The organism is Streptococcus gallinaceus, assembly GCF_024170225.1.
Lineage (GTDB): Bacteria > Bacillota > Bacilli > Lactobacillales > Streptococcaceae > Streptococcus > Streptococcus gallinaceus.
Map to the genome: position 1 here is coordinate 226209 of NZ_JALJXU010000004.1, position 25611 is coordinate 251819.

Below are 25611 nucleotides of genomic sequence, written 5' to 3' on the forward strand. Positions count from 1 at the left end.
GTTATTCCCTTTTTTGTTTACTTTTAATATAATAAGCCGTATATTTATGATAAAATGATAAAAATAAAAGGAGCAGACAAATGAAAGCAATTGTAACCGTTGTTGGAAAAGACAGTAAAGGAATCGTGGCAGGTGTAGCAGGTAAGTTGGCTGACTTGAATTTAAATATCGATGATATTTCGCAGACTGTTTTGGATGAATACTTCACCATGATGGCCGTCGTGTCTAGTGATGAACAGCAGGATTTCAGCTTCTTACGTTCAGAATTAGAAACTTTTGGAGCGTCGCTTCAAGTGAAAATCAACATTCAAAGTGCGGCTATTTTTGACGCTATGTACAATATCTAGGAGGTTGATTCATGGATATTAGACAAGTTACGGAAACAATTGCCATGATCGAGGAGCAGAATTTCGACATTCGGACCATTACTATGGGGATTTCGCTTCTTGATTGCATCGACCCAGATATTGACCGTGCGGCTGAAAAAATTTACAAAAAAGTGGCTAGCAAGGCTAAAAATCTAGTGGCTGTTGGAGATGAGATTGCAGCTGAGTTGGGGATTCCTATTGTGAACAAGCGTGTATCGGTGACGCCTATTGCCTTAATCGGTGCAGCAACGGATGCTACAGACTATTTGCCTCTTGCTAAGGCCTTGGATAAGGCTGCACATGAGATTGGTGTGGATTTCATTGGTGGATTTTCGGCTTTGGTGCAAAAAGGCTACCAAAAAGGGGATGAAATCTTGATTAACTCGATTCCTCAAGCCTTGGCTCAAACGAGCAAGGTTTGCTCCTCTGTCAATATCGGCTCCACCAAGTCAGGCATCAACATGACGGCAGTGCGAGACATGGGACGCATTATCAAGGAAACGGCTCAAGCTTCTGATATGGGAGCTGCCAAGCTGGTTGTATTTGCCAATGCTGTTGAAGACAATCCCTTTATGGCAGGGGCTTTCCATGGCGTTGGCGAAGCGGATGTGGTCATCAATGTCGGTGTCTCAGGACCTGGTGTGGTAAAACGTGCCCTTGAAAAAGTGCGCGGGGAATCTTTTGATGTCGTTGCAGAAACGGTTAAAAAGACGGCCTTCAAGATCACCCGTATTGGTCAGTTGGTTGGGCAAATGGCCAGCGAACGCTTGGGCGTTAAGTTCGGGATTGTGGACCTGTCACTGGCTCCTACTCCAGCAGTTGGGGATTCTGTCGCTCGCGTCTTGGAAGAAATGGGACTTGAAGCGGTCGGGACTCATGGGACAACAGCTGCGCTTGCCCTTCTCAATGATGCCGTTAAAAAAGGTGGCGTAATGGCTTGTAACCAAGTCGGTGGCTTATCAGGTGCCTTCATTCCTGTCTCAGAAGATGAGGGCATGATTGCTGCGGTGCAAAATGGCTCACTCAATCTTGAAAAATTGGAAGCCATGACAGCTATCTGCTCGGTTGGTTTGGACATGATCGCCATTCCAGAGGATACGCCTTATGAGACTATTGCAGCTATGATTGCGGATGAAGCAGCCATCGGTGTGATCAATCAAAAAACGACAGCTGTACGGATTATTCCTAAAGGAAAAGAAGACGATATGATTGAATTTGGTGGCTTGCTAGGAACTGCTCCTGTCATGCGCGTTAATCAAAATTCATCAGCTGATTTCATTGCGCGTGGGGGACAAATTCCAGCACCGATTCACAGTTTTAAAAATTAGCAGTGAAGAACCCGGGAATCAGTCCTAGCTTCTTCAATTTTTTAATAAGTTTAACAGTTTAACGCAGTGGTTGACTGAGTGTTCTCATTCCTTGCTATGCAAGCAATTTCGAATATTTGAGGCTAACTTTGTTAGCCCTATCTCCAACCTTCAAAAGTTCCTCGAACCTTTGAAGCTAGTCAACTGTGCTGAGGCGGGACGACAAAATCGATTTCTGCGAAATCACGATTTTTGTCCCACTCTCTCTTTTCTTTCGTTTGCTATCCTGCTATAATGAAGGAAAATGATGGAGGGATATCGGATGAAAAATAAGGGGTATCAGATAGTTTGTATAGTAGTGCTGTTTGTTCTCGCTTTGACAAGCATGGTGGTAGTTGTAACGGATAAAAAGTCTCAAAGACAAGCAAGTTCGGTTTCTAAGACAAGCCAGTCGACCAGAACCTCCTCAACCTCTTCCAGCCAGCAAGCGGATTTGCCGGCGGTTTCATCGAGTGACTGGGAGTTGCTCTTGGTCAATCGGGAACATGTTCGTGCAGAGTTGAATCCCCAGTTGGCAGAGGTTAGTGGGATACCGGTAGATGCTCGAATTGCAGAAAATGTGACTAAGTTTTTAGCAGCAGCGCAAGCGATTGACCCAAATGAACACCTTATTTCTGGCTACCGCAGCGTCGCTTATCAGGAAACGATTTACAATTCCTATATCCAGCAAGAAATGGCGGCGGATACCAGTCTCAGTCGGGAGGCTGCTGAGGCCAAAGTGCAGACGTATTCACAACCAGCGGGGGCGAGTGAGCATATGACGGGGCTGGCTATCGACATGAGCACGGTGAATTCCTTGAACGAAAGTGACCCGCAGATTGCGAGTCAAGTTCAACAAATCGCCCCAGAATACGGATTTGTTCTGCGTTTTCAAGAAGGAAAGACAGAATCGACAGGGGTTGGCTATGAAGACTGGCATTATCGTTATGTCGGTGTCGAATCGGCCAAATATATGACGGAACATCAGTTGAGCTTGGAAGAATACGTCGCCTTGCTTCAGAAAAATAGAAAATAAGAAAAAAAGAAAACCTCGAAAAAGCTGTCTTTGAAAAAGTATGATATAATAGTTTTTCAGAAATGGAGGAATTTATGAAAATCAAGTATTGGATTTTAACTCTGCTTGCAGGCCTTGCTCTTGTAGGTGGTGTGTATTTCTTAGTACAGGACTCAAGTCCGTCTACGACTAGTTCTACGACAGCTTCGTCGAGTAAGAACGACGGTGTTCAAAAGAAAGTAACGGACACGATTCGGACCAATATCAAGACGATGTCATTTACAGATGAAAATGATAAAAAAGTTGCATTTTCTAGTTTGCAGACATCAGATAAGCCAACATTTGTTATGTTTTGGGCTAGCTGGTGTCCTGATTGCCAAGCGCAGTTGCCAATCATTGACAGCATGTACAAAAAGTATAAAGATGATGTTAACTTTGTCATGATCAATATCGTAGATGGTAGCCGTGAAAAATTGGGTGCTGGTCAGAAGTACTTTGCGGACAAAGGGTATGACTTTACCTATTATTATGACAATAATCTCGTAGCAGCAGATTCAGTAGGTGTCCAATACATTCCAACTATGTATATTTTGGATAAAGATGGTGAAATCAAATTTGCTTACGAAGTAAACCAATCTCAAAAACAATTGGAGTCTAACTTCAAAGCCGTTATCTAATCGGAATCGTCTCTCTAGAGGCGATTTTTTTCTGAATAGAAGTGTTATTTCGTGCTATAATAAGATAAGGAATATTCGGAGGAAGTAAAATGACAGAGACAAAATTGTACATTTCCCGTCACGGTAAAACCATGTTTAATACCATTGGTCGTATCCAAGGCTGGGCAGACACGCCTTTGACAAAAAATGGTGAAGAGGGAATCCGTGAGCTTGGTTTGGGGCTAAAGGATGCTGGATTGCAATTCAAGCTAGCCGTTTCAAGCGACCTGGGTCGGACGGTTCAGACGATTACCATTGCCCAGCGTGAACTAGGGATTCTAGGGCAAATTCCTTACTATCAGGACAAACGGATTCGTGAGTGGTGTTTTGGTAGTTTTGAAGGAATGTACGACGTGGAGCTCTTTAGTGGTGTGCTCCCTCGTATCAATGGGATTGTTGAAGCAGATAAGATGGATTTCGAGCAAATCTGTAATGGTGTCTATGAAGCAGATACAGCTAACTGGGCTGAAACGTGGGAGCAGTTGAGTGGTCGTATCTTGGATGGATTTACTTCTATCGCAGAAAATCTCGAAAAACAAGGGGGCGGCAATGCTTTGGTTGTCAGCCACGGTATGACCATTGCAACCTTGGTGGATCTTCTGGAGCCAGAGCGTCCAACAAACCTCTCTCTTGATAATGGCTCTATCACAGTTTTACATTACAAAGATGGCAAACTCCACATCGAAGCTGTCGGAGATATGTCTTATCGCCACCGCGGCGCAGAAATTATCGCTGCAGAGGAATAGGGGAAAGAATGCTTTATGCATTCTTTTTTTATTTTCTCATTGACAAATACATCGAGTTGCGATATATTTTATATAGAGGCTCGATATATCGAATTGGGAGGTAGTATGGATCAAAAATTGAAGCGGATATATATTCCCATGACCGAGACGGCCTTCTATATCTTATTTGCCTTGCAAGAGGAACGACACGGCTACGACATTACCTTGCGGACTAAGGAGATGACAAAAGGGCAGGTGATCATCAGTCCTGGAACCATGTACGGTACCTTGGCAAAGATGGAAAAGGATGGCTTGATTGCCTTTGTGAGAGAAGAGAGCAAACGGAAAATCTATCTCATCACAGCTTTGGGACGCGAGATACTGGCTATTGAGCTGGTTCGCATTGAGCGCTTGTATCATAATAGCAGAGGAGAGAAACATGACCGGTAAAAAAGTATGTCGGTGGTTTACCATTGTTGATTTTGACAAGGAAGAAGACTATCTTCGCCAGATGCACCAGGAAGGCTGGAAGTTGAAAAAGACCAACGGTTTCATTTATCAGTTTGAAAAAGTAGAGCCGGCAGATGTTATTTATAAGCTGGATTATCGAGAGGAAGAGTCTGAAAAGGAAACTTATACGCGACTTTTTGCAGATTATGGTTGGGAATATATTCAAACCTTTAATTGCTTTTCCTATTTTCGTAAGGCAGTTGCGAACTTTGAATCTGGTGAGGAACAGGAGCTCTTCAGTGATATTGAGTCTAAGTTGGACATGATTGGGCGCGTGATAAAACGGACGCTTGGTTTTCAGCTACTTGCTTTGTTTATCAATGTTTTTAACCTCTATTGGCTTCCTCTTGAACGATTCAAAAGTAGTTGGGTTATTCATATATTGTTATTTTTAGTTATCTTTACTTTGACAGATGTGCTGATTTATGAATGGCTAGGCTACCGTCGATTGGTGAAAAAATTCAATAGCTAGATCCGCAGACTGATTTTTTAGCACTCTTGATAAAAGAGTGCTAATTTTTGGTCTTTTTCTATTGACAATCCATTTTTTAGGAGTATAATAAGATCATAGACTTAGCACTCGGTCATATAGAGTGCTAATGATTGCTAGATTGTCAGAAAGGAAGTGGTGGTGTGCTAACCCAGCGTCAAAATGATATTTTAAATTTGATAGTGGATTTGTTTACGCGCTACCATGAGCCGGTCGGGTCTAAGGCGCTACAAGAGGCGATTGCATCATCTAGTGCAACCATTCGAAACGATATGGCCAAGCTGGAGCAGTTGGGCTTGTTGGAAAAGGCGCATACCTCATCGGGGCGGCTTCCTAGTCGAGCAGGTTTTCAGTATTTTGTCACTCATTCGCTCAATCGTGAGCTGATCAATGAGGATGACATCTATAAAGTTATGAAGGCTTTTGATTTTGAAGCCTTTCGCTTGGAGGATATACTGGAGCGGGCCAATCAACTATTGGCGGAGTTGACAGGATTTACATCTGTATTGTTAGATGTTGAACCGAAAAATCAATGCCTGACTTCCTTCGATATCGTGCAGCTCAGCAGTCATGATGCCTTGGCAGTCTTGACTTTGGATGAGTCCAAGCCGGTTACCGTTCAGTTTGCTATTCCTAAGAACTTTCTCAGTCGGGATTTGCTGATTTTCAAGCAGTTGGTTGATGAACGTTTTTGTGGTCAGACGGTTTTGGATATCCATTATCGTTTGCGGACAGAGATTCCTCAAGTGGTGCAGAAGTATTTCACTACGACGGACAATGTGCTGGACTTGATGGATTACATTTTTGAAAATCTTTTCCAAGAGACGGTATTTATTTCAGGGAAGGTTGCTTCCTTGAAATACAGTGGATTGGGAATCTACCAATTTCTAGACAATGAACAAGTGGTGGCGCTTAGCTTGCGTAACGGTCTCAAGGAGATGGAGTCAACCAAGATTTGGGTTGGCGATCACCCCGAAAAGGCTCTGCAAGATGTGACGGTTATTCAGCACCAATTTCCAATTCCCTATAGGGGAATAGCGCAGTTGAATCTGATTGGTTCAGTTGACATGGACTATCGCAGACAGATGAGTCTGATCAATATTATCGGTCGCGTGCTCTTCATGAAATTGGGCGATTATTACCGCTATCTCAATAGCAATCATTACGAAGTACATTAAAAGGAGGCCATCGTGTCAGAAGATATTAAAAAAGAGGAAGTAGTCGAGGAAGTCGATACGGTTGATGAAACTGTTGAAGCTACTGAGACAGCACCTGAAAAGACCGATTTGGAATTAGCACAGGAAAAAGCAGAGGATTTTGAAAATAAATACTTGCGTGCGCATGCTGAAATGCAAAATATCCAACGTCGTGCCAACGAAGAACGCCAAAACTTGCAACGCTATCGCTCGCAAGATCTTGCTAAAAAAGTCTTGCCAAGTCTGGACAACCTAGAGCGTGCTTTAGCTGTTGAAGGGTTGACAGAAGACGTTAAAAAAGGCTTGGAAATGGTCCAAGAAAGCTTGGTTCAAGCCTTGAAAGAGGAAGGAATCGAAGAAGTGTCAACAGAAGGCAACTTCGACCACAACTTCCACATGGCTATCCAAACAGTGCCTGCGGATGATGCCCACCCAGCAGACACCATCGCACAAGTCTTCCAAAAAGGCTACAAACTCCATGAACGCGTCCTCCGACCAGCCATGGTAGTGGTGTACAACTAGCCATTTTGTAATACTTGAATGACGCGACCACCAAGTCGTAAAACTAGAAACAATAAAAACGTAAAAATAAAATAGCAAGCTGAAAGCTTGCCCAACCGACATTCTTCGCTGTAGTAAAGGAGTTAGAGCAAGTTACTCTAACTCTCGGAAGATTAGAGACTAGGGGCTCAAATCTTAGCAATGAAACGCCAAAGGCGGTTGCTTGCGTCCGTACTACTTAAGAAGAATGTCAAAAGAAGATATAAATTAATAGAGGTAAAAAACATGTCTAAAATCATTGGTATTGACTTAGGTACAACTAACTCAGCAGTAGCAGTTCTTGAAGGAAATGAATCAAAAATTATCGCAAACCCAGAAGGTAACCGTACAACACCTTCAGTAGTATCATTCAAAAATGGTGAAATCATCGTTGGTGATGCTGCAAAACGCCAAGCCGTAACAAACCCAGATACCATCATTTCTATCAAATCAAAAATGGGTTCTGCTGAAAAAGTTTCTGCAAACGGTAAAGAATACACACCACAAGAAATTTCAGCTATGATTCTTCAATACTTGAAAGGTTACGCTGAAGACTATCTTGGTGAAAAAGTAACCAAAGCAGTGATCACAGTTCCAGCTTACTTCAATGATGCACAACGTCAAGCAACTAAAGATGCTGGTAAAATCGCTGGTCTTGAAGTAGAGCGTATCGTCAACGAACCAACAGCAGCAGCTCTTGCATACGGTCTTGACAAAACAGATAAAGAAGAAAAAATCTTGGTATTTGACCTTGGTGGGGGTACATTCGACGTATCAATCCTTGAACTCGGTGACGGTGTCTTCGACGTGCTTGCGACTGCAGGGGACAACAAACTTGGTGGTGATGACTTTGACCAAAAAATTATCGACCACTTGGTTGCTGAATTCAAGAAAGAAAACGGCATTGATTTGTCACAAGATAAAATGGCCGTACAACGTTTGAAAGATGCTGCTGAAAAAGCTAAAAAAGACCTTTCAGGTGTTACTTCAACTCAAATCAGCTTGCCATTTATCACAGCTGGTGATGCTGGACCACTCCACTTGGAATTGACCTTGACACGTGCGAAATTTGACGATTTGACGCGCGACCTTGTAGAACGTACAAAACAACCAGTCCGTCAAGCTCTTTCAGATGCAGGTTTGTCATTGTCAGAAATCGACGAAGTCATCCTTGTAGGTGGTTCAACTCGTATTCCTGCCGTTGTGGAAGCTGTTAAAGCTGAAACTGGTAAAGAGCCAAACAAATCAGTTAACCCTGATGAAGTTGTTGCTATGGGTGCGGCTATCCAAGGTGGTGTCATCACTGGTGATGTCAAAGACGTTGTCCTTCTTGACGTGACACCATTGTCACTTGGTATCGAAACTATGGGTGGCGTATTTACAAAACTCATCGACCGCAACACAACAATTCCAACATCTAAATCACAAGTCTTCTCAACTGCAGCAGACAACCAACCAGCCGTTGATATCCATGTTCTCCAAGGTGAACGCCCAATGGCGGCAGACAACAAGACGCTTGGACGTTTCCAATTGACGGATATCCCTGCAGCGCCTCGTGGTATCCCACAAATCGAAGTAACATTCGACATTGACAAAAATGGTATTGTTTCTGTAAAAGCAAAAGACCTCGGTACACAAAAAGAACAACACATCGTTATCCAATCTAACTCAGGTTTGACAGACGAAGAAATCGATCGCATGATGAAAGATGCTGAAGCAAATGCTGAAGCAGATGCCAAACGTAAAGAAGAAGTTGACCTCCGTAACGAAGTTGACCAAGCCATCTTTGCAACTGAAAAAACAATCAAAGAAACTGAAGGCAAAGGTTTTGACGCTGAACGCGATGCCGCTCAAGCAGCTCTTGATGAATTGAAAGCAGCTCAAGAAGCAAACAACTTGGACGACATGAAAGCAAAACTTGAAGCTCTTAACGAAAAAGCACAAGCTCTTGCAGTAAAACTGTATGAACAAGCCGCTGCAGCACAACAAGCTGCTCAAGGTGCTGAAGGTGCAGCAAACGCTGGTTCAACAGCAGGCGATGACGTTGTAGACGGTGAATTTACTGAGAAATAAGAGTGAAACAGAAATTGGTAATTTCTTAGAAATTCAATTTCGTCGTTTTACCTCCGCACAGTTGAGTAGGTATCTAAGTGCTGATTTATCAGTACTTAGATGCCACCCAACCACTGCGTAACAAATTAGCTTGACTGTCATTGATAGCTAAAAATAAGTTAGCTCAGTTAAGTGCCTTATTAATTCGTCAGCAAAATATGATTGATTTTGCTTCCTCATGCCGTAAATGATGAGGAGAAAATCAAATAGGCGGGGCGCCTCGCTCCGTCTGTTTTTGTCAATAAAGGAAAATAAAACATGAACAATACGGAATACTATGATCGTCTGGGGGTGTCCAAGGACGCCTCTCAGGATGAGATCAAGCGAGCCTATCGCAAAATGTCGAAAAAGTACCATCCAGATATCAACAAGGAAGATGGTTCGGAGCAAAAATATAAGGATGTGCAAGAGGCTTATGAAACACTGAGCGACCAGCAAAAACGTGCGGCCTATGACCAGTATGGTCCTGCGGGAGCCAATGGTGGCTTTGGCGGTGGAGCTGGTGGTTTTGGTGGCTTTGACGGAGCTGGTTTTGGCGGATTTGAAGATATCTTTTCAAGTTTCTTCGGTGGCGGTGCAAGCCGCAATCCGAATGCCCCTCGTCAAGGTGACGATTTGCAGTATCGTGTGGACCTCAAGTTTGAAGAGGCAATTTTCGGTACTGAAAAAGAAGTCAGCTACAATCGTGAAGCAACCTGTCATACTTGTACAGGAACGGGTGCGAAGCCAGGAACGAGTCCTGTAACGTGTGGTCGCTGTCATGGTTCGGGGATAATTAGTGTTGATACACATACACCGCTTGGTACCATGCGCCGTCAAATGACTTGTGATGTCTGTCACGGCACTGGGAAAGAAATCAAAGAACCTTGCCATACTTGTCATGGTACAGGTCATGAAAAACAAGCGCATAAAGTAACAGTGAAGATTCCTGCTGGTGTTGAAACTGGTCAACAAGTGCGTCTCGCGGGACAAGGTGAAGCAGGATTCAACGGAGGTCCGTATGGGGATCTCTACGTCATTATTCAAGTTCAGGCTTCAGATAAGTTCGAACGTGAAGGCACAACGATTCATTATAAATTGGACTTGAATTTTGTACAGGCAGCACTCGGAGACACAGTCCATGTTCCAACGGTCCATGGAGATGTTGATTTATTGATTCCTGAGGGAACTCAGACAGGCAAGAAATTCCGTCTCAAGGGCAAAGGCGCTCCAAGTTTGCGTGGTAGTGCTATGGGAGATCAGTACGTGACCATCAATGTCGTCACTCCGACAGGACTGAATGATAAGCAAAAATCAGCCCTACGCGAGTTTGCGGCCGCTGGAAATATTGCTGTAAATCCACAGAAAAAAGGTTTCTTTAATAAAGTAAAAGATGCATTTGATGAATTATAAAAATATTTTCATAAAAACGCTTGCAAAAACGTAAAAAAGTGATATACTGATGTCAGTAATATAAAGTATGTAACTATTCAATTAGGCATAACTGATTCTATGATATAGGGTTGGTTGTGCTTTTTTTGCTTTTACAAAGGAAGGGGGAAATAATGAAAGTCGTCCAATCGTTGAATCAAAATGCTTTATTGGTGTTAGACCGCAATGGCAATGAGATTGTTGCTCTTGGGAAAGGAATAGGATTTAACAAGAAAAAGGGAGATATTGTGAGTGAAACAAACATCTCACGGATTTTTACGGTTCAGTCAAATGAACAAGAGAAAGGTCTGCTTGAAAATCTGAAAAGTGTTGCCAGTGAAGTGTATTTGATGGCAGAGGACGTTGTGCATTTTGCGGAGAAGGAACTGCATAAAACCTTAAATGAATCGTTTATCTTTACGATTGCCAAACATATTGAATTTGCCTTGGAGAGAAATGATGAAGGAATCGAATATGATCCGTTTCAGTATCAGTTGAATTATCTGTATCCAGATGAATACCGAACTGCAAAAGAGATTATTCCTTTCCTGAATGAAAAATATCATCTTCAATTAAAACGCCAAGAAGTTTCCTTCTTTACCTTACACTTTGTGAACGGTTTGATTGACAGTGAACAGGTCAGTGATGTTGTACAACTGAGTGAATTGCTGAATAGGGTTCTTTTGCTGATAGATCGTCAAATCGGTGGAGGATTGGAAAAAGATAGTTTGGCTTATAGTCGTTTTGTGATTCACTTGCGTTATTTTTTGGTAAGAATGTTGTCGAAAAAGAAAGGAGAGCCTACTGAAGATCAACGTATTGAAGAATTATTGAACTTGACCAAAGAGATGTATGCTAAAGAGTACGAAATCTTACAATCTCTAAAAGAGTTGCTCCAGAAAGAATATCAAATTTCGTTTGGTATTGATGAAGATTTGTATCTTTTGCTTCATCTCGTCAGAATTTGTAGAAAGGAGAAAGGTTGAGATGGGGATTGTTTCTCAGTTATTACAAGAAGAGTTGATTGATCTAAATTGTAAATCGGTCTCTGTAGAAGAATTTTTTGCAGAGAAGGCAAAAGTGTTGCGTGAACTAGGCTACGTTACGGATACCTATGAAACAGCTCTACTGGAGAGAGAAAAAGAGTATCCAACAGGTCTAGAAATGGCTGCGATTACGATTGCTATTCCGCATACGATGCCAGAGCATATCAAGAAACCCTTTATCTATTTTAATCGGCTAACTCAAAAAGGGATGCAGCTTATTCAGATGGGAACGGATGATGTAGTAGTCGAACCTCAGTATATTTTGATGCTAGGGATTACGAATCCGAGAGAACAAGTAGCTCTCTTGGCTGAATTGATGGATTTGTTCAATGGAAAGGAATTCATTGACGCTCTTGTTCAAGCCAAGTCAGCGCAAGATATTTTGACAATTTTCAACAAATAAAGAAAGTAGGTTTACTTATGAAAAAATTTATCGTAGCATGCGGATCTGGTGTGGCAACTTCTCAAACGGTAGCTAGTACAGTGGGACGGATGTTTGAAAAAGACAAAATTCAAGCAACAGTAGAAGCGGTTGATATGAAATCATTGGATCATTATATTAAAGATGCGGATGGTTATATCTATATTGCGAAGCCTAAAAAAGAGTACCCAATTCCAATGTTTAATGGAATTGCCTTCTTAACAGGTATGGGAAAAGACGCAGAATATAAAAAAATATTGGATTTCATCAACAAATAAGGTCTATTTAGGATGAGAAGGAGAAAAACAAATGGAAGTATTAAAAAATATAGTTCAGTACATTCTTGATTTGGGTGCTGCAGTTTTTGTTCCGTTTTTGATGTTTATTATTGCTCTTTGTATGCGAATGAAGGTGCGGGATGCCTTTACTTCTGCGTTGACCTTAGGGATTGCCTTTACCGGTATGAACTTATTGGTTAATTTTATTATGACTAGTATGGGTGCTGCCGCTAATGATTTAGCAACCAATACTGGTTTATCGTTGCCAGCTGTTGATATTGGTTGGCCAGGGGCGGCTTCTATTACTTGGGCTTGGCCTTATGCCTTTCTTATGTTTCCAGTACAAGTCGGAATCAACGTATTGTTGTTGATGTTTAACCGAACAAAAACTTTGAACGTCGACTTGTGGAATGTCTGGAACAAAATCTTCTCAGCAGTATTGGTTACCTACTTTACAAATAACGTCTTCTTTGGTTTCTTGGCAGCGGCGATTTTAATCGTTTTGGAATTAAAATTGGGTGATGCTTTTGCACCCGAAGTTGAACGTTTGACAGGTATTCCGGGTGTGACGGTTCCTCATTTTATTTGTTTGATTGCTGTTATTTTGTATCCAATTGATGAATTATTGAAGAAGATTCCATTTTTGAACAAGGAATTTAATGCGGATAATTTGAAAGAAAAAATTGGTATTTTTGGAGAAAATGCCGTCATGGGTGCAATCATTGGTTTTGCCTTGGGCCTTGCTTCAGGGAATGGTTTCCCATATGCATGTACATTGGCTGTTCAAGCAGCAACGGCTTTACAATTGTTCCCAATGGTTTCTAAATTGTTTGCTCAAGCTTTGGCGCCAATTTCAGAAGCAGTTTCAGAGTTTATGCGGAACAAATTCCAAGAACGTGAAGTTTATATCGGTTTGGACTGGCCAATTCTTGGTGGCCGGAATGAATTGTGGGTAGCTGTTATCTTTACAATGGTATTCTTGTTAGGATTCTCTATTGTTTTGCCAGGTAATATCGTGCTTCCATTTGCCGGAATCGTCAATCTTTCTTTCGTAGTTGGTGCTTTGTTGTTAACAAATGGTAATGTATTGCGTATGATTATCCATGGTTTCCTTTCTGCTCCATTGTTCTTGTATGGTGCAACCTATTTCACACCATATATGACAAAATTGGCACAAGAATCAGGTACACTCAAGGATAAAACAGGTGGTATGATTTCATGGGCAACCTTTGAAGGACCAGATTTGCGTTATATGTTAACACACATGTTTTCAGGTGATATTGTAGCCTTTGTCTTGTTTGCAGGTTGGTTGGTTCTGTTTGTATTATTGCTTAAAAACCGTGCAAAATACAACAAGAGCTTATTAGAAGAATAGCTGAGTAGGCATCGCACATAGATCTAGAAAGAGAGTGACATATGACAAAATTACAATGGAAATTAATGATTGTATTTGCCTTTCTGTTGTTTGTTTATAGTGTAATCAGTAAACAAATTATATTGACGGTGTTTGCTTTGATATTAGGGCTTGTCATTAGTCGTCAAAATCTTTTTAAGGACTATGATGAAAAACAAAAGGAAAAACGACAATACTATTCACAAATCATCGAAAAATACCGTGCTGAAAAGCAAAAAGAAACGAAGTTGTGAGAAGGAGGAAAAAATGTCTTATCCTAGATATATAAACGAGATGATAGAGACGACCTACGATATGTGGTCCAAAGGATGGGATGAGTATAATGGGGGAAATATTAGCTATCGCTTAACTGAACAAGAAATTCAGGAAATGGCGACAGATTTAGCTGATACTGATTACCGTATCTACTCAGAACCCATTGTCGTTGAAAATTTATTAGAGGTTCCTCATCATTTTCAAGGGCAATATTTGTTGATTACTGCTTCAGGAAGTCATTTTAGATATTTAAAAGAGCAACCAGCAGTGGATACCGGTATCGTGAAAGTTACAGAGACTGGTTATGACATTGTAGCAGGTTTTGTTACAGGGAAACGACCAACTTCTGAAATATATATGCATATTTTAGCGCACGCAGCTCGTTATGCACAAAATAAAGAGCATCGAGTGGTGATTCACAATCATGCGACCAATATCGTGCTTTATTCTTTGTTAAACGAAGTCACAAGCGAGTCGCTGACACGTGACTTGTGGAGTGTATTGACGGAATCCATCGTTGTATTCCCTGACGGAATAGATGTCTTACCTTGGATGGTGCCGGGAACGAAAGAAATTGGACAGGCAACTGCAAAATTGTTGGAGCATACTCGTTTGGTTGTTTGGGCAAAACACGGTGTGCTTAGCACCGGAGTGGACTACGAAGATTGCTTTGGTCTGATTGAAACGGCTAATAAAGCGGCGGGTCTTGCTCTTGATTTACAACGGATTAGTGGTAAACCGGTCCAAGAAAATGATGTGTTAACGGATGATAACCTTCGTGCGGTTTGCAAAGCCTTGCATGTAGAAGGTCGCTATTTATAACCCAAAATCAGCAAGTATTACTTGCTGATTTTTTGCTTTCATGATAGTCTGAAACCAAAGTGATTTTTAGGGAGGGTGCTATGTGGAGAGATACGACAGAGATGGCGCAAGCGGTCAGGGAAAAGAAGGTATCATCTAAGGAGCTGGTGACGGAGGCGATTGAGAAGATTGAGCGGCTCAATCCTCAGCTTAATGCGGTCGTGTCAAAGCAGTATGAGCAGGCATTAGAAAAAGCGGAGATGGGTGATTTTTCTGGGAAATTGTTTGGCGGTGTACCCATTCTCTTGAAAGACTTGGGACAGCAGCAAGTGGGAGAATTAGCTACGTCAGGGTCTCGGCTGTTTGCTAACAACCGTTCTAGGATAACAGATAATTATGTCAAAAAGCTAGAGGAGCTTGGTTTTGTGATCTTGGGGCGGACCAATACGCCGGAATTTGGTTTCAAGAATATTTCGGACTCGAGCTTGCACGGAGCGGTTAATCTGCCAGCGGATACCAGTCGCAATGCAGGTGGTTCTAGTGGCGGAGCTGCGGCTGCAGTGTCATCGGGGATGGTTCCTTTGGCGGCGGCTTCGGATGGTGGTGGTTCCATTCGGATTCCTGCTAGTTTTAATGGGTTAATCGGTCTCAAGCCCAGCCGTGGTCGGGTTCCAGTTGGACCGACTTCTTTTCGAGGGTGGCAAGGAGCATCCAGTCAATTTGCCATTACCAAGTCGGTACGGGACACGCGGAATCTTCTTTACGGTATGCAGGTTTGTCAGCTGGAAAGTCCTTTTCCGCATCCACTTTTGAATAGTACAAATTCTCGTCAGCCTTTGAAAATTGCTTATAGCCTGGAGTCGCCAATTGGTAGTCAAGTATCAGACCATGCTAGAAATGCAGTCTTGAGTCTGCTTCCTATCTTGGAAAAACTGGGGCATCACGTCAGCGAACTAACTCATCAGCCCATTGATGGATTGGCTGCCATGAGGTCTTACTATATCATGAACAGCGTGGAAACGGCTCAGATGTTTGATGAGATAGAGGCGGGATTTGGTCGGACGATGACGCCAGATGACATGGAGTTGATGACCTGGGCGATTTTCCGTAGCGGGCAAAAAATTCCTGCCAAAGTTTATTCCAAGGTGTTGCAGGACTGGGACAATTACAGCGCACAGATGTGGAATTTCCATCGGCAATATGACCTCCTTTTGACCCCGACGGTGAATGGCCCCGCACCTCGTCATGGGCAATTTGCGCTCAGTTCGGAATTAAAAGATCGTTTGCTCAACATGGATGACTATTCCATGATGGAGCAGCAGGACTTGATTTGGGAGATGTTTGCAGATAGTCTAGCTTGGACGCCCTTTACCCAGTCAGCCAATTTAACGGGTCAGCCAGCCATTAGTTTGCCAACCTATGAGACCGATCAAGGTCTCCCGCTTGGTGTTCAATTTACTGCAGCTAAGGGAGGAGAAAATCTTCTCTTGCAACTTGCATCGGACTTGGAAGACCGAGGTTTGCTAAAGTAGAAATGTTTATAAAAATTTTCAGACAAATGGTTTGCTAAAAGGGCTTTCATTGTGTTAACCTATTTTCGTTGATGATTTAACATCAGAAAAAAGGAGATTTTTATGTTCAAAAAAGTACTGGCTTCTCTGGCCGTCTTATCGTCAGTTGCTCTTGTAGCGTGTTCAAATGGTTCGTCTAAATCTGCTAACCAAAGCGAGTGGGACCGGGTTAAAGAAGCAGGCGTTCTCAGGGTAGCTACCCCTGGTACGCTTTACCCAACATCATTTCATAATGACAAAGACCAGTTGGTCGGCTATGAGATTGATATGCTCAATGAAATCGGCAAACGCTTGGACATCAAGATTGATTACCAAGAAATCGGTGTTGCAGAAGCGTTTACCTCTCTGGATAGCGGCAAGGTTGATATCACGGTTAACAACTTCGACCCAACAGAAGAGCGCAAAGAAAAATACAACATCTCGGATGCCTACAAGTACTCAGTCGGTGGCATGATTGTCCGCGAAGACGGTTCATCCAATATTACCAAAGCAGATCTTTCAGACTGGAAAGGGAAAAAAGCTGGTGGTGGTGCCGGAACGCAATTCATGAAGATTGCTGAAAAATTGGGGGCAGAACCAGTCATCTACGATAATGTAACCAATGACGTTTACCTCCGTGATGTCTCAACAGGTCGTACAGACTTTATCCCAAATGACTACTACACACAAGTGATTGCGGTTAAGTTGATTACTGAAAAATTCCCAGACATCAAAGTGAAAATGGGCAATGTCAAATACAATCCATCAAGCAGTGTGATCATCATGAGTAAAAAAGATACCAGTCTCAAGGATAAAATTGACGGGGTTATCAAAGAAATGAAAAAAGATGGCATGCTCAAAGCAATTTCTGAAAAATACTATGCCGGACAAGATTTGACAGAGCCATTGAAAGATGTCAAAGATATTCCGGTGGTGGACACCTCTAGCAAAAAATAATTCGGTGACCGCACATCAAAGAAGTTGAGGAAGCTCAACTTCTTTGTTTGCATAAGGAGAATGACATGATAAATTGGCAGGCTGTTTTTGACCCGCGACTGGCAGTGGAAGCTGTCCCTAAAATATTGGAAGGACTTCCATTCACCCTATCCTTGTCTCTAATTGGTTTCGGCTTGGGGACTTTCTTCGGCTTTTTTGTGGCTCTGATGCGCATGTCCCACATTCCACCCCTGCGCTGGTTGGCGACTCTCCATGTCTCCTTGATGCGTGGGATTCCGCTTATGGTTTTGCTCTTTTTCATCTATTTTGGGCTCCCGTTTATGGGAATTGAGTTGGATGCGGTCACTTCTAGTATCCTTGCTTTTACCTCTATGTCCAGTGCCTATATTTCAGAAATTATCCGCTCATCCTTGAAGGCTGTGGATAACGGGCAATGGGAAGCGGCCAAGTCTCTGGGCTTGAAAACATCTATTATTTACAGAAAAGTGATTATTCCTCAGGCTTTTCGGATTGCCTTGCCTCCGTTGAGCAATGTCTTGCTGGATATGGTCAAGTCAACGTCTTTGACGGCTATGATTACAGTGCCAGAGATTTTCAATAAAGCCAAAATTGTCGGTGGGGCCAAGTCGGATTACATGACGGTCTACATCTGCGTAGCCCTGATTTATTGGGTGATTTGTACTCTCTACGCTTGGGGCCAAGAACGATTGGAAAAGCGATTGGCAACTTATTAAAAAATAAAAGGACTAACTTAGTCCTTTTTTGTATATACATAATTCAGATAATGAAGAGCAACAAGTCCAACGATGCCGGTGGCAAAGATGATTTCCGCATAGGCTAGAGGTGTCAGGGCTGGCTGAGTGTTGCCTAGATAGGCGAGGCTACCAAATAAAGCTGTCGCTGTCGAGACAGACGGGAAGGTCATGCCAGACCAAGTCGGACTAAAAGGGTGTTGGAAAGTTGTCCGCAGGAGGAAAATGGTTCCGATATAAAAGATTTGAGAGAGACAAAGCAAAGGAAGAATAGCCCAGGAAATCTTGAGAGCCAATGCACCTAGCAACAACAAGGATGCTGGAGCAGCTAAAATGGCAAGGTTGAGTCGATTTGCAGCTGGAATAGGAATTTTCTTCAATCGATAGAGGACGGACGGTAGCAGTACTAGGTAGCTAATGAGCCCAACTATCCAGCAAAACCAACCGAGGGGGCCAGTGCCGATTTGTGGAGCGATGATGGCTCCTGCTGCCAGACCAACATAGACGATGTACCAGCTAGGATAGAGGTCATCTAGTCGACTCTTTTTCCAGATAAGCACTGTAAAGTAGGCCATAAATCCAAGGTGGATGATAAAACCGATATACCAAAAAACTGGAATACGCGGCCCAGCTAGCATCATAGCCATGGCTAAAGTTGGCAGGCTAGAAGTCGGTAAACTTTGCTTCAGTAAAAGCTGTAGTTCAGCTGGGTAGGTGACTATTTTGATGAGGATAGCCAGGAAAAGGCATCCAGCTATCACAAAAAGAATGCTAGAGACCATTGCGATGAAGTTCTTCATAAGGTTGCTGAGTGCAACGATACCCAGTAACAGCCCTGTGCTTGCAAATGGAAGTGCCTGTATCTTTTTCACATCTTGTCTCCCTATTTTGAAGAACAATCGGGGCAAATGCCGTAGGCTGTGGTGACTTCGCGAGTAATTTTGTAACCGGACAGTTGCTCGATTTCTGACTCAGCAGAAGGCATGTCCAATTCAATATCGGTAATTTTTCCGCAGGTTTCACAGATGACATTGAGGTGGTCGTGACCCATGAAGTCGTAATAGGTTGTCGCATCCTTGTAACGCTTGATTTCCGATACGAATCCGTGGTCTACAAGCACCTTCAGATTGTTGTAGACGGTAGCTAGGCTCATGTTTGGAAATTGCGGATGCAGTGCAGTGTAAATCATATCAGCGCTAGGATGGTCGGGGCTGTCAATCAAAAATTGAAGGACAGCCTTGCGTGTCTCAGTGATTCGGATGCCTTGTGTTTTAAGATAAGAAATGACGTCTTGAAAGACCTCTGTTCGTGTATGGGGAGCCATTGCGCAACTCCTTTTTCTAGTTTTTCTAGGTGTTTTTTCTGTTATTATACACTATTTAGTTAGGAAAAGCGAATCTTCATCTGGTCTAGGACAGATAGAGTCTATTTTACTTGTACTCAGCTCTCGCCTAAGCTACAATCTAATTATGGTAAGATACAAAGCAATTATTTCCTATGATGGGACAGATTTTTCAGGATTTCAACGTCAGCCTCATTGCCGTACAGTGCAAGAGGAAATTGAAAAGACGCTTTTGCGCTTAAATAGCGGTCAGGCGGTGACTATACACGGTGCGGGTCGAACAGATGCGGGTGTTCATGCTTATGGGCAGGTCATTCATTTTGACTTACCGCAGGCGCGTGATGTGGAAAAGTTGCGCTTTGGGCTGGATACACAATGCCCGGAGGATATTGACATTGTGTCTGTAGAGCAGGTTTCGGATGATTTTCATGCTCGGTACAATCCACACAGTAAAACCTATGAGTTTTTGGTGGATATCGGTCGTCCTAAAAACCCTATGATGCGCCATTACGCTACCCATTATCCCTATCCAGTTGCATTTGAATCAATGCGGGTAGCTATCAAAGACCTAGTTGGAACCCATGATTTTACTGGTTTTACTGCAGCCGGAACTAGTGTGGAAAATAAGGTCCGTACGATCTATCGAGCAGACATTCGTTTTGATGAGGAGCGCCAGTTTTTGATTTTCACTTTTACGGGAAATGGCTTTCTTTATAAGCAAGTTCGAAATATGGTGGGAACTCTCTTGAAAATCGGGAATGGACGGATGCCGGTTGAGCAGATTCAGAAGATTTTAGAAGCTAAAAATCGTGACTTGGCGGGTCCGACCGCAGCAGGGAATGGCTTGTATTTGAAGGAGATTATCTATGAGTAAACCGATTTTAGCAATCTCAGGAAATGATATTTTTTCCGGTGGTGGTCTGCATGCAGACTTGACGACCTATGCCCGCGAACAGTTGCATGGATTTGTAGCTGTGACCTGTTTGACACGGATGACGGACAAGGGATTTGATGTGGTTCCGATTGATGCTGGCATTGTTGCTGACCAGCTGGCTAGTCTCAAGGATGTAGATTTTGCAGCTATAAAAATTGGTCTCCTTCCAACGGTTGAGGTTGCGGATGTGGCTTTGGCCTTTGTCAAAAACCATGCTGATCGTCCGGTGGTTTTGGATCCAGTCTTGGTTTGCAAGGAAACTCACGACTTGGAAGTCAGCCGCTTGCGCGATGAGTTGCTAAAATTCCTCCCTTACACGACCATCGTCACGCCAAACTTGGTAGAAGCGCAGATTTTGATGCAAATGGATATTCAAACGGTTGAGGACATGAAGTTAGCCGCTGAAAAATTACACACTTTGGGAGCCAAGTATGTGGTCGTTAAAGGTGGTAATCGTCTACAAAAAGCCCAAGCTATCGATGTTTTTTATGATGGTAAGGAATTTCAAGTCTTGACCTATCCGGTTTTGGAGACGAATAATGTCGGAGCGGGCTGTACTTTTGCTTCTAGTATTGCTGCGAAGTTGGCTCTAGGAATGCCGATTGACCGTGCGGTTGTAGAAGCCAAGGAGTTTGTCTATCAGGCTATTGCACAAGCCGACCAGTACGGTGTTAACCAACAGTTTAGGAGGGAATATGACTAACAAAAAAACACAGGAATTAAGTCGCATTGCTATTTTGACAGCCCTGACCATTGTCCTGGGTATGTTTGTTAAACTCCCGACTGCGACTGGAGTTGTAACTCTATTGGACGCAGGTATCTTTTTCACCGCCTTTTACATAGGAGGACGCCAAGGGGCTATTGTAGGTGGTCTGTCAGCCTTTCTATTTGACCTTTTGTCTGGCTATCCTCAATGGATGTTGATTAGCCTTGTGGCGCATGGTGGTCAAGGTTATCTGGCGGGGATGACTGGGAAGAAACGCCCTTTGGGCTTGGCTAGCGCTACGTTCTTTATGGTGGCAACTTATCTCCTCGCCTCTAGTGTGATGAATGGCCTTGGCGCAGCTCTGGCAGAAGTAGTGGCCAATACCATGCAAAATATAGTTGGTATGACGGCGGGTTATCTCCTATATCAAGCTTTCATCCGTGTGACTAGAAAGAAGGATTAAATGGATCTGACAACCCTTGCTCAGGAAACGCGAGCGCTTATCATTGAAATTCTTGAAAAATCAGCTGTTCAAGCTGGACAAATTTTTGTGCTGGGCTTGTCTTCAAGTGAAGTCCTCGGAGGGCACATTGGACAAGATTCGAGTATAGAAATCGGAGAAACGATTGTCTCAACGATTCTCGCAGAAACGAAAAAACGAGGTATTTTCTTAGCTGTTCAAGGTTGTGAACACCTCAATCGAGCCTTGGTGGTGGAGCGTGAACTGGCTCTTCAAAAAGACTTAGAAATCGTCAACGTTCTTCCCAGTCTGCATGCAGGTGGTTCGGGTCAATTAGCTGCCTTCAAATTCATGAAAGACCCTGTTGAGGTAGAGTTTATCACAGCGCAAGCTGGATTGGACATTGGGGATACGGCCATTGGCATGCACATCAAGCATGTACAGGTGCCGATTCGCCCTGCTAAAAGGGAATTGGGAGGTGCACATGTAACAGCCTTGGCAAGCCGTTCAAAGCTGATTGGTGGAGCGCGAGCTCTCTATCAGACAGATGATACTCGCAAGTTGTGAAGGCGTATTTTTAGTTGACTTATTTATTTATTGTAAAGTAAGTACGAAGAAAGGTGGAATTGAAACGTCGCTTGGCTAATAAAGGAAAAGGAGGGGAAATTTTAAAAGGTCAGATTTCAATTCTAGTATAGTTGCTTTTGGGAATAAAACTTTTAGCTAATAGATTAAAAAGAGCCTTACTATGAAAAAAGTTTTTATCAGTGCAATATTGCTATTATCTATTTTTTGTCAAAAAAATGTTTTTGCAGCGACACCTAAAAAAATTATAGAACCGACAAGTATAACAAATATTGGTCTGGAACAGGTCAAGTTTTACCTGAGGGAGGCTTTATCTTTAAGGATAACGGGGATTCTAACTTTGATTCGTCACTTATAGAAACTAATCGCGGGACTTTAATGGCTTATAAGGACTATTTAAAACGTGATATGGTTGATACCTCTCTAGGATTCGTTGAATTTCCTTTTTGGCGAGCAGCTTCTCCAGATAAAGCTGTCTAACATCCTAAAATTTTGGCAGCGGGAGAGTCGTATGCATCACAACCGTTTTACGAATCAGGATGGCGTTTTTCAGAATACAAGTTTGAAGCTGCTCAGGGGACAGGGACTTGGCTTCTTTGGACAGCGGTTGGTAATGGTGGTGTTGTAGGTAATGAATATGAAGCGTATAGAACCTATCAGACGAAACAGTCAATTGGTAGAGCAAAGTTGGGGGAATGGAGAGTCGCGATATGTTAATGGACAGGGATCTTGGCTTTTCTTTTATACTTACAATCCAGCTAAGGGTTCTAGATATGTTGTATCACATAGTAGAAATGAGATGAAAAGCCTTATTTCATCGTGTTTCTAGCAATTGGGTTCATCATTTACTGACTTTTTTACTGACTATATGGAATTTATAGCCTTTTCAAAGTAGGTTATAGATTCTTTTTCTTTGTCTTTCGATAGATGAGTGTAGACATTCAGTGTTGTAGAGATATTAGAGTGACCAAGTCTGTATTGTAATTCTTTTGGTGTGATTCCAGCATTTATCATGAGACTAGCATGAGTGTGACGGAAAGCGTGAAAGGTTAGGTTTGATAGTCCTATGGCTTCAAAGTGCTTTCGTAGTCGGTGTGCTAGGGTGTGCTGGAGCGGGTATTCTTTTGTTCCAGTTGAAAATACAGTTTTGAATGGCGTTCCTAATTCTTTGAATTTTGCGGATTGTCGTGCTTTATACAATCGTAGCAGTAGAACCGTTTTAGGGTCTATACTAATAATACGGATACCAGCTTGACTTTTTGGAGTTGTTACTTTTCTGTTTTGCTGCAGTGTTTTAGAGATTGATACTGTTCCTGTCTCTAAGTCAATATCAGACCATTCCAGGGCGCAGCATTCGCCAACCCTTGCTCCTGTGGCAATCATAAACTTATAAAGTACCTTGTCATAGAAATCTCCGTAGGTGTTGGGGAGAGTTTCCAGATAGTCTAAAAAGAGTTTTAGCTCATTGGATTCAAGGTGCTTTTTGATTGCTGGGGTCGGTTTTCGTCTTGGTATGATAATATCTACACATGGATTAGTTGGCAATAAGTTAAGCGATACACCAAATGTCAATATTCGCTTGTTTAGGGCGTGTAATTCGTTATACTTTTTATAAGGTCTACCAGTTCCTGTGTTATAGTTTACCGCCCAAGTGTTGACGGTTCGTTGTATGATGGTTTTGCTGAGTTTGTCTAGGCGTATAGCACCGAACGCAGGTAGAAGATAGTTTTTAATTTGTGCTTTGATGAGTTGTAAGCTATGATATTTATAGGACGGAGCTACATTATCAAGCCAAAGCGCGACTAATTCAGAATAGTTTTTGACGTTAGCGCCTTTTATTCTTGTACATCCCGACATGATCCATTCATTTTGTAAGGCGTGTTCTTTTGCTTTTAACTTTTTGATGGTGGGAGCTGTTGCAGTTGTGATAACACGCTTTCCCGTGATAACGTCGATACCAAGAAAGACACTTGTCCGATAGACTGTAGTGCCGTCCTTTTTTGTTAGTTGTTTGATACTCATTTGATTTTCTCCTTTTCCACCAGCGGGCAAGCTGAAAAGGTTGGTTTAGAAGAAAATTGAATGATTTTTTTATAGGGATGTCAGTCAATGCTGCCTACACCTATAAGACTTTTAAAAGCCTTGTATAGCATATTAGTTTTTGATATACTGTTATTCGGTAACAAAGTTGAGACGGTGGCTGTGACCTTGAAAGGTTGGTGATGCCTATGGGAAACCAAAGGAAAATCCAAATGAAAGGAGAACGGCGGGTTGTCAGTTTATGAAGCTTTGACGTTAATGATTGCTTTTGCAACTCTAATTGTCGCTATCATGAACCAGAATAACAAAAAATAACCGTCCCAAGTTTTAGCAGACCATGGACGGTTATTCTTTATAACTGAAAATCGGTCAGGCTACCGTCTTAAACGGGTTGCCCTGGGGACTGTTAGCGCAGTCCCTTTTTCTATGTCCATTATATCCTTATTTTTTAAAATTGTCAAAGAGATTCATGCTGAGAGAGCGATTGTGGCGCTGTTTCAGCTTTTGCCCCCCAGTTGAAGTCTGATATTTAATCATTAAAATCTTTATAAAAAACAGGGTTATCAGCAAGGGATGAAATTATCTTACTAATTGCTTCACGATTATCAGCATCTAAAGTTAAAAAATCAATGATAGTATATTTTACATCATGATTCATTGCCATTAAACCCGCAAGAAAGCGTTCAATATTTTTATCTGCATAACTTTGAACCGCTTGTAATATTTCAGCTTTTCCTTCTTCATCCCATTCTTTAGCTTCGTCGCTGTTAAGGGCTTTAGTTCCGTAATAGTCATTGAATTGTCTAAGATTTTCAATTGCTTTATCAGTAACTTCCTGTCCTCTTGTAAGGGCTAGTAAACCATATCCTGCAAAGCCTGCAGGAGATTCCATGCTTTCTACATACTTCTCTAAAGTTGAAGTTAAATAGTCGCGTCTTGCCTCTTCATACCCCAATAAATATCCTACAGGGACATCAAAATAATCAGCAAGAGCTTGAGCTTTATCTTTTTTAATATTTAACTCTTTCTGTTCTTCCCAGCGTGCTATGGTCATACTTGAAACTCCTATAGCTTCGCCGATAGCAACTTTTGTATCTCCTTTTGCTTTTCGCAATTCTTTAAGTCTGTTCATTGTTATTACCTCAAATAGATTATAGCATGAATTAACAAAAATGTGATATTTTTTTATTTAACTATTGCAATTAACAAAAATGTATTGTATAATTCATTTGTTAACAAAAATGTTAATTTCGGAAAGGAGGATATAGATGATAGTTATTACCTCAACAATGGCTAAAGCTGTCCGACGAAAGATGGCGGACGAGCAATTGACAGCCCAGCAAGCGAGTAAGGCTATAGGGATTAACCCTATTACATTGAAAAAAATTTGTAATGCTGGAACTGTTAAAAATAGCGTATTCGTAAAAGTCAGTGAATGGCTTGCAACAGACTACTAGAAAGGACACATCATGGAATTAGTTTACATGGACGGCAAGAAAGAGCCGTATACCACTAGCGAGATTGTCGCAGAATGCGCTGGTATCAGCCATCACGCTATACAAGAGCATATCAGAAAACAAAGAGACCGCTTAGAACGCTATGGAAAGCTAGCATTTCAAATGCGACCTTTGCCAAGTGGCCA

General features: G+C 42.2%; 30 protein-coding genes and 1 pseudogene. 27 read left to right on the top strand and 4 right to left on the bottom strand.

Annotated features, from left to right (window positions below; genetic code table 11):
* Positions 1 to 80 precede the first annotated feature (80 nt).
* The 20 genes from J2T50_RS06570 to J2T50_RS06665 all read left to right on the top strand — a co-directional run bounded on the left by J2T50_RS06570 (position 81) and on the right by J2T50_RS06665 (position 17884).
* Positions 81 to 347 carry an ACT domain-containing protein gene (locus tag J2T50_RS06570; protein ID WP_253364931.1) on the top strand — a complete coding sequence of 89 codons (267 nt, stop codon included), beginning with the start codon at positions 81 to 83 and terminating at the stop codon, positions 345 to 347.
* An 11-nt stretch (positions 348 to 358) separates the two neighbouring features.
* Positions 359 to 1696: a PFL family protein gene (locus tag J2T50_RS06575; protein ID WP_253364933.1), complete on the top strand. Its 1338-nt coding sequence runs from the start codon at positions 359 to 361 to the stop codon at positions 1694 to 1696.
* 286 nt (positions 1697 to 1982) lie between these two features.
* A complete protein-coding gene (locus J2T50_RS06580; RefSeq protein ID WP_436300185.1) occupies positions 1983 to 2750 on the top strand; it encodes a M15 family metallopeptidase in 768 nt (255 codons plus the stop codon).
* Positions 2751 to 2824: 74 nt separating this feature from the next.
* Complete coding sequence (locus J2T50_RS06585) at positions 2825 to 3406, top strand: TlpA family protein disulfide reductase (protein WP_253364935.1); 582 nt, start codon at positions 2825 to 2827, stop codon at positions 3404 to 3406.
* 89 nt (positions 3407 to 3495) lie between these two features.
* On the top strand, positions 3496 to 4191 hold the full coding sequence (locus tag J2T50_RS06590) for a histidine phosphatase family protein (RefSeq protein WP_253364937.1): 696 nt from the start codon (positions 3496 to 3498) through the stop codon (positions 4189 to 4191).
* 105 nt (positions 4192 to 4296) lie between these two features.
* The gene (locus J2T50_RS06595; RefSeq protein ID WP_253364939.1) at positions 4297 to 4620 is read left to right on the top strand and encodes a PadR family transcriptional regulator; all 324 of its coding nucleotides are present in this window, start codon (positions 4297 to 4299) and stop codon (positions 4618 to 4620) included.
* The gene (locus J2T50_RS06600) at positions 4610 to 5152 is read left to right on the top strand and encodes a DUF2812 domain-containing protein (RefSeq protein WP_253364941.1); all 543 of its coding nucleotides are present in this window, start codon (positions 4610 to 4612) and stop codon (positions 5150 to 5152) included. The genes J2T50_RS06595 and J2T50_RS06600 overlap by 11 nt, the downstream gene beginning before the upstream one ends.
* A gap of 161 nt (positions 5153 to 5313) precedes the next feature.
* Positions 5314 to 6348 carry a heat-inducible transcriptional repressor HrcA gene (gene hrcA / locus J2T50_RS06605; RefSeq protein ID WP_253365008.1) on the top strand — a complete coding sequence of 345 codons (1035 nt, stop codon included), beginning with the start codon at positions 5314 to 5316 and terminating at the stop codon, positions 6346 to 6348.
* 12 nt (positions 6349 to 6360) lie between these two features.
* On the top strand, positions 6361 to 6888 hold the full coding sequence (gene grpE / locus J2T50_RS06610; RefSeq protein WP_253364943.1) for a nucleotide exchange factor GrpE: 528 nt from the start codon (positions 6361 to 6363) through the stop codon (positions 6886 to 6888).
* A 264-nt stretch (positions 6889 to 7152) separates the two neighbouring features.
* Positions 7153 to 8979 carry a molecular chaperone DnaK gene (dnaK, locus tag J2T50_RS06615; protein WP_253364945.1) on the top strand — a complete coding sequence of 609 codons (1827 nt, stop codon included), beginning with the start codon at positions 7153 to 7155 and terminating at the stop codon, positions 8977 to 8979.
* 297 nt (positions 8980 to 9276) lie between these two features.
* Positions 9277 to 10410: a molecular chaperone DnaJ gene (gene dnaJ / locus J2T50_RS06620; RefSeq protein ID WP_253364947.1), complete on the top strand. Its 1134-nt coding sequence runs from the start codon at positions 9277 to 9279 to the stop codon at positions 10408 to 10410.
* Between the two features lie 152 nt (positions 10411 to 10562).
* On the top strand, positions 10563 to 11414 hold the full coding sequence (locus J2T50_RS06625) for a PRD domain-containing protein (RefSeq protein WP_253364949.1): 852 nt from the start codon (positions 10563 to 10565) through the stop codon (positions 11412 to 11414).
* A 1-nt stretch (position 11415) separates the two neighbouring features.
* Positions 11416 to 11877, top strand: a complete 462-nt coding sequence (locus J2T50_RS06630) for a PTS sugar transporter subunit IIA (RefSeq protein WP_253364951.1) — start codon at positions 11416 to 11418, stop codon at positions 11875 to 11877.
* A 17-nt stretch (positions 11878 to 11894) separates the two neighbouring features.
* Positions 11895 to 12173, top strand: a complete 279-nt coding sequence (locus tag J2T50_RS06635; RefSeq protein ID WP_253364954.1) for a PTS sugar transporter subunit IIB — start codon at positions 11895 to 11897, stop codon at positions 12171 to 12173.
* A 31-nt stretch (positions 12174 to 12204) separates the two neighbouring features.
* Positions 12205 to 13548 carry a PTS galactitol transporter subunit IIC gene (locus J2T50_RS06640; RefSeq protein ID WP_253364956.1) on the top strand — a complete coding sequence of 448 codons (1344 nt, stop codon included), beginning with the start codon at positions 12205 to 12207 and terminating at the stop codon, positions 13546 to 13548.
* 41 nt (positions 13549 to 13589) lie between these two features.
* On the top strand, positions 13590 to 13820 hold the full coding sequence (locus tag J2T50_RS06645) for a hypothetical protein (protein ID WP_253364958.1): 231 nt from the start codon (positions 13590 to 13592) through the stop codon (positions 13818 to 13820).
* A gap of 13 nt (positions 13821 to 13833) precedes the next feature.
* Complete coding sequence (rhaD, locus tag J2T50_RS06650; RefSeq protein ID WP_253364960.1) at positions 13834 to 14664, top strand: rhamnulose-1-phosphate aldolase; 831 nt, start codon at positions 13834 to 13836, stop codon at positions 14662 to 14664.
* Between the two features lie 80 nt (positions 14665 to 14744).
* Positions 14745 to 16175, top strand: a complete 1431-nt coding sequence (locus J2T50_RS06655; RefSeq protein WP_253364962.1) for an amidase — start codon at positions 14745 to 14747, stop codon at positions 16173 to 16175.
* A 102-nt stretch (positions 16176 to 16277) separates the two neighbouring features.
* Complete coding sequence (locus tag J2T50_RS06660) at positions 16278 to 17150, top strand: transporter substrate-binding domain-containing protein (protein WP_253364965.1); 873 nt, start codon at positions 16278 to 16280, stop codon at positions 17148 to 17150.
* A 65-nt stretch (positions 17151 to 17215) separates the two neighbouring features.
* The gene (locus J2T50_RS06665) at positions 17216 to 17884 is read left to right on the top strand and encodes an amino acid ABC transporter permease (RefSeq protein WP_253364967.1); all 669 of its coding nucleotides are present in this window, start codon (positions 17216 to 17218) and stop codon (positions 17882 to 17884) included.
* A gap of 17 nt (positions 17885 to 17901) precedes the next feature.
* Here J2T50_RS06665 and J2T50_RS06670 read toward each other — a convergent pair whose 3' ends face one another.
* On the bottom strand, positions 17902 to 18774 hold the full coding sequence (locus J2T50_RS06670) for an SLAC1 family transporter (RefSeq protein ID WP_253364969.1): 873 nt from the start codon (positions 18772 to 18774) through the stop codon (positions 17902 to 17904).
* 11 nt (positions 18775 to 18785) lie between these two features.
* On the bottom strand, positions 18786 to 19226 hold the full coding sequence (locus J2T50_RS06675; protein WP_253364971.1) for a Fur family transcriptional regulator: 441 nt from the start codon (positions 19224 to 19226) through the stop codon (positions 18786 to 18788).
* A gap of 145 nt (positions 19227 to 19371) precedes the next feature.
* Between J2T50_RS06675 and truA the strand changes: the two genes are divergently transcribed.
* From truA to J2T50_RS06695, 4 genes are read left to right on the top strand one after another with little or no spacing between them, the layout of a single operon-like run.
* Positions 19372 to 20118, top strand: a complete 747-nt coding sequence (gene truA / locus J2T50_RS06680; protein ID WP_253364972.1) for a tRNA pseudouridine(38-40) synthase TruA — start codon at positions 19372 to 19374, stop codon at positions 20116 to 20118.
* A complete protein-coding gene (locus J2T50_RS06685; RefSeq protein ID WP_253364974.1) occupies positions 20111 to 20881 on the top strand; it encodes a bifunctional hydroxymethylpyrimidine kinase/phosphomethylpyrimidine kinase in 771 nt (256 codons plus the stop codon). The genes truA and J2T50_RS06685 overlap by 8 nt, the downstream gene beginning before the upstream one ends.
* The gene (locus J2T50_RS06690) at positions 20874 to 21347 is read left to right on the top strand and encodes an ECF transporter S component (protein WP_253364976.1); all 474 of its coding nucleotides are present in this window, start codon (positions 20874 to 20876) and stop codon (positions 21345 to 21347) included. Before J2T50_RS06685 ends, J2T50_RS06690 begins: the two co-directional genes overlap by 8 nt.
* Complete coding sequence (locus tag J2T50_RS06695) at positions 21348 to 21911, top strand: TIGR01440 family protein (protein ID WP_253364978.1); 564 nt, start codon at positions 21348 to 21350, stop codon at positions 21909 to 21911.
* 882 nt (positions 21912 to 22793) lie between these two features.
* Here the strand turns inward: J2T50_RS06695 and J2T50_RS06700 are convergent.
* Positions 22794 to 23951, bottom strand: a complete 1158-nt coding sequence (locus tag J2T50_RS06700; RefSeq protein ID WP_253364980.1) for a site-specific integrase — start codon at positions 23949 to 23951, stop codon at positions 22794 to 22796.
* A 276-nt stretch (positions 23952 to 24227) separates the two neighbouring features.
* On the opposite strand from J2T50_RS06700, the gene J2T50_RS06705 reads away from it, so the two are divergent.
* Positions 24228 to 24284, top strand: coding sequence for a hypothetical protein (locus J2T50_RS06705; protein ID WP_253365010.1), 57 nt, complete (start codon positions 24228 to 24230; stop codon positions 24282 to 24284).
* A 214-nt stretch (positions 24285 to 24498) separates the two neighbouring features.
* Here J2T50_RS06705 and J2T50_RS06710 read toward each other — a convergent pair whose 3' ends face one another.
* A complete protein-coding gene (locus J2T50_RS06710; RefSeq protein WP_253364982.1) occupies positions 24499 to 25101 on the bottom strand; it encodes a helix-turn-helix domain-containing protein in 603 nt (200 codons plus the stop codon).
* 136 nt (positions 25102 to 25237) lie between these two features.
* Between J2T50_RS06710 and J2T50_RS06715 the strand changes: the two genes are divergently transcribed.
* Together J2T50_RS06715 and J2T50_RS10600 are read left to right on the top strand one after the other, a co-directional pair.
* Positions 25238 to 25426, top strand: coding sequence for an RWP-RK domain-containing protein (locus J2T50_RS06715; protein ID WP_301282820.1), 189 nt, complete (start codon positions 25238 to 25240; stop codon positions 25424 to 25426).
* Positions 25427 to 25438: 12 nt separating this feature from the next.
* Positions 25439 to 25611, top strand: a pseudogene (locus J2T50_RS10600) (Rha family transcriptional regulator); the annotation flags it as partial.

Coding starts and splice junctions, on each gene's coding strand:
- J2T50_RS06715 (WP_301282820.1), top strand. CDS start 25,238: ATGATAGTTATTACCTCAACAATGGCTAAAGCTGTCCGACGAAAGATG.
- J2T50_RS06635 (WP_253364954.1), top strand. CDS start 11,895: ATGAAAAAATTTATCGTAGCATGCGGATCTGGTGTGGCAACTTCTCAA.
- J2T50_RS06685 (WP_253364974.1), top strand. CDS start 20,111: ATGAGTAAACCGATTTTAGCAATCTCAGGAAATGATATTTTTTCCGGT.
- J2T50_RS06585 (WP_253364935.1), top strand. CDS start 2,825: ATGAAAATCAAGTATTGGATTTTAACTCTGCTTGCAGGCCTTGCTCTT.
- J2T50_RS06660 (WP_253364965.1), top strand. CDS start 16,278: ATGTTCAAAAAAGTACTGGCTTCTCTGGCCGTCTTATCGTCAGTTGCT.
- dnaJ (WP_253364947.1), top strand. CDS start 9,277: ATGAACAATACGGAATACTATGATCGTCTGGGGGTGTCCAAGGACGCC.
- J2T50_RS06655 (WP_253364962.1), top strand. CDS start 14,745: ATGTGGAGAGATACGACAGAGATGGCGCAAGCGGTCAGGGAAAAGAAG.
- dnaK (WP_253364945.1), top strand. CDS start 7,153: ATGTCTAAAATCATTGGTATTGACTTAGGTACAACTAACTCAGCAGTA.
- J2T50_RS06570 (WP_253364931.1), top strand. CDS start 81: ATGAAAGCAATTGTAACCGTTGTTGGAAAAGACAGTAAAGGAATCGTG.
- J2T50_RS06665 (WP_253364967.1), top strand. CDS start 17,216: ATGATAAATTGGCAGGCTGTTTTTGACCCGCGACTGGCAGTGGAAGCT.
- rhaD (WP_253364960.1), top strand. CDS start 13,834: ATGTCTTATCCTAGATATATAAACGAGATGATAGAGACGACCTACGAT.
- J2T50_RS06580 (WP_436300185.1), top strand. CDS start 1,983: ATGGAGGGATATCGGATGAAAAATAAGGGGTATCAGATAGTTTGTATA.
- J2T50_RS06710 (WP_253364982.1), bottom strand. CDS start 25,101: ATGAACAGACTTAAAGAATTGCGAAAAGCAAAAGGAGATACAAAAGTT.
- J2T50_RS06640 (WP_253364956.1), top strand. CDS start 12,205: ATGGAAGTATTAAAAAATATAGTTCAGTACATTCTTGATTTGGGTGCT.
- J2T50_RS06590 (WP_253364937.1), top strand. CDS start 3,496: ATGACAGAGACAAAATTGTACATTTCCCGTCACGGTAAAACCATGTTT.
- J2T50_RS06695 (WP_253364978.1), top strand. CDS start 21,348: ATGGATCTGACAACCCTTGCTCAGGAAACGCGAGCGCTTATCATTGAA.
- J2T50_RS06595 (WP_253364939.1), top strand. CDS start 4,297: ATGGATCAAAAATTGAAGCGGATATATATTCCCATGACCGAGACGGCC.
- J2T50_RS06600 (WP_253364941.1), top strand. CDS start 4,610: ATGACCGGTAAAAAAGTATGTCGGTGGTTTACCATTGTTGATTTTGAC.
- J2T50_RS06575 (WP_253364933.1), top strand. CDS start 359: ATGGATATTAGACAAGTTACGGAAACAATTGCCATGATCGAGGAGCAG.
- J2T50_RS06645 (WP_253364958.1), top strand. CDS start 13,590: ATGACAAAATTACAATGGAAATTAATGATTGTATTTGCCTTTCTGTTG.
- J2T50_RS06630 (WP_253364951.1), top strand. CDS start 11,416: ATGGGGATTGTTTCTCAGTTATTACAAGAAGAGTTGATTGATCTAAAT.
- J2T50_RS06675 (WP_253364971.1), bottom strand. CDS start 19,226: ATGGCTCCCCATACACGAACAGAGGTCTTTCAAGACGTCATTTCTTAT.
- J2T50_RS06700 (WP_253364980.1), bottom strand. CDS start 23,951: ATGAGTATCAAACAACTAACAAAAAAGGACGGCACTACAGTCTATCGG.
- truA (WP_253364972.1), top strand. CDS start 19,372: ATGGTAAGATACAAAGCAATTATTTCCTATGATGGGACAGATTTTTCA.
- J2T50_RS06690 (WP_253364976.1), top strand. CDS start 20,874: ATGACTAACAAAAAAACACAGGAATTAAGTCGCATTGCTATTTTGACA.
- J2T50_RS06625 (WP_253364949.1), top strand. CDS start 10,563: ATGAAAGTCGTCCAATCGTTGAATCAAAATGCTTTATTGGTGTTAGAC.